Source organism: Paenibacillus sp. NPDC056579 (genome assembly GCF_042793215.1).
GTDB lineage: Bacteria > Bacillota > Bacilli > Paenibacillales > NBRC-103111 > Paenibacillus_S.
On the sequence record NZ_JBHTVD010000034.1, the window covers coordinates 1 to 2,466 of the forward strand.

2 protein-coding genes, 2 rRNA genes and 1 riboswitch are annotated in these 2,466 nt (G+C 43.3%); of the genes, 2 read left to right on the plus strand and 2 right to left on the minus strand.

Annotated elements, in window-relative coordinates:
- Positions 1–81: ribosomal RNA gene (locus ACFQ88_RS39540) — 16S ribosomal RNA — on the minus strand; the annotation flags it as partial.
- Between the two features lie 492 nt (positions 82–573).
- Positions 574–714, plus strand: a riboswitch (cyclic di-AMP (ydaO/yuaA leader).
- On the opposite strand from ACFQ88_RS39540, the gene ACFQ88_RS39545 reads away from it, so the two are divergent.
- Together ACFQ88_RS39545 and ACFQ88_RS39550 are read left to right on the plus strand one after the other, a co-directional pair.
- Positions 714–1,526, plus strand: coding sequence for a stalk domain-containing protein (locus ACFQ88_RS39545; RefSeq protein WP_379463435.1), 813 nt, complete (start codon positions 714–716; stop codon positions 1,524–1,526). It overlaps the preceding riboswitch by 1 nt.
- A 121-nt stretch (positions 1,527–1,647) precedes the next feature.
- Positions 1,648–2,334: a polysaccharide deacetylase family protein gene (locus ACFQ88_RS39550; protein ID WP_239635272.1), complete on the plus strand. Its 687-nt coding sequence runs from the start codon at positions 1,648–1,650 to the stop codon at positions 2,332–2,334.
- A 55-nt stretch (positions 2,335–2,389) separates the two neighbouring features.
- Here the strand turns inward: ACFQ88_RS39550 and rrf are convergent.
- Positions 2,390–2,466, minus strand: a 5S ribosomal RNA gene (gene rrf, locus ACFQ88_RS39835); the annotation flags it as partial.

Below are 2,466 nucleotides of genomic sequence, written 5' to 3' on the forward strand. Positions count from 1 at the left end.
TCCCCGAAGGGACCGCTCGACTTGCATGTATTAGGCACGCCGCCAGCGTTCGTCCTGAGCCAGGATCAAACTCTCCATTAAAGTGTCGCCGAAGCAACCGTATAACAGAGCTTTGTCTTAAGCTCAAAATTCAATGCTAGCGAGAATTTGCATTCTCTATTTAACGCTCACTCGTTGTTCAGTTTTCAAAGGACAATCGTTTCTTTTTTTCGATCGTTTTCGACATCCGTCAAAAGCAACCTGATTAATATATCACATTCGTCTACTTCTTTGCAAGTCTTTTTTTGAAAAAGTTTTGCAGTCGATTCAGTTACTTTTTTGTAGCAACTAATCTTCAGAAGAACAGTTGTTAATATATCATTAATCTTATCAAATGACAAGTACTTTTTTATATTATAAATTATTAACCAAATAAACTCTTTATGACAGTTATTTTGAAGGATTATATACGAAAAAATTATTGCTATTTATAGAAGGCAAAAACGTACCGGATGAAACCAAATCCTCAACAACCCATATTTAGGAACTTAATGGTTGATTTTGTGCATTGAACTGGTCTGGGATATATGATAACTTCTAAAAATGCCGAATCAAACTCAATTTCCGTTTGTACGGGGGACGATTTTTATGGGGTGAATGCTTGGAAATTTCAAGCTAGGGAGATACCTCTTCCCGAATCCGTCAACTAACCTCGGAGGCCCAAGGAGGGACATATGAAGCGTTTTGTAAAAGGTTTGGTATTATCCTCAGCACTACTGCTTTCCGCAGTGACTCCATTCATGTCAGTCGAAGCGGCGCCGATTCGCGAAATCGGTTACAAAGTGCAGGTAAACGATGCGCTGGTAGATTTTCCGGATAGCCAGCCATACCTGGACGACGCGCATGTTTTGCAAGCGCCGGTACGTTTTGTGAGTGACAAGCTAGGTTATGAGGCTCACTGGGAGAATGCAGGCAATGAACTGAAAGTTACACTTACAAACAAAAAGAACACGATCAGCTTTACAACAGGAGATTCTTCAGCTGTTCTGAACGGGAAGCCAATTACGCTTCAATCGGTTCCTAAAATCGTAAATGGACGCGTATATTTCTCAGTCCGTGCGCTTGCAGATGTTCTTGGCATTCAAATGCAATGGGACTCTAGCAATCAGATTGCGATTTATGGTGCAGACGGCAAGTACCATGCTCCTGCCTGGTATGCCACGAAATTCGAAAAAGTGATCGAAGGAAAAGCCACAGCCTACACCGCTGCTCCGGAAGAAAACGGCGGGTTTGCTAGCGTCGACTATTTTGGTAATTCGCTACAGGTTGGAACGATCGCAGTTGATCCTAATGTCATCCCGTTAGGCTCCAAGGTTTATGTAGAAGGATATAATTACGATGGATTGCCAGCTGGCGGCATGTATGCCACAGCTTCCGATACCGGCGGCGCAGTTAAAGGCAACAAGATTGATATCTTCGTTCCCGATCCCAAAGCAAAAGCTCAGCAATTCGGCATCCAGCAAGTCAAGATCTACGTTTTGGAGTAGAAGATAAATCTCCCATTTTAAACAGTTGCTAACGGCAGCTGTTTTTTTGTATATTCCTGCGCCCCGACGAGAAACTAATAGCAGTTATTAGGTTAACGGGGAGGGATTGAGCTTGATCAACATGATGTGGAAAGTCGTCCTATGCGGGTTGCTCCTCTCGCTAACCACAGCGGCTTCTGGCAAGCCTAACAGCGAAGTCGTCTGGAACGTAAATACCGATGAGAAACTAATCGCTCTTACTTTCGATGACGGCCCCAATCCAGTGTATACTCCGCAAATTCTTGATTTATTGAAAGAGCATGATGCGAAAGCGACTTTTTTTGTATTAGGGAAACGAGTGCAAATGTACCCGGCCATTGCTATTCGTGAAGTCAATGAAGGCCATGAAATTGCCAACCATACCTTTGACCACCATTACTTAAAAAATGTTTCCCCCCAAAAGCTGGTCGATGAAATTCGCCAAACTCAAGAGGTTATTTTTGATATTACGGAGCAAATACCTCACGTCTTCCGTCCTCCCGGAGGATTTTATAACGATGCACTGCTCCACTCTGCAAAAGAAGACCAGTTGACCGTAGTCATGTGGTCGTGGTATCAGGATACAAAGGATTGGAAGCGGCCAGGTGTAGATAAAATCGTTCATACCGTTTTGTCGAATGTTCATAATGGGGATATCATTTTGTTTCATGATCTGGAGGGAGATTGTTCTCAGACAGTCGAAGCGCTGAAGCGAATATTGCCTGAACTGAAGAAGCAAGGCTACCAGTTTGTTACGGTTACGGATCTGATCGCTAAAACGAGAAAATAATGTACGAATGCAAATAAAAAAGCAGCTGATCTTTAAATAAGATCAACTGCTTTTTGCTTGGCGACGTTCTACTCTCCCAGGACCCTTCGGTCCAAGTACCATCGACGCTGGAAGGCTTAACGGTCGTGTTCG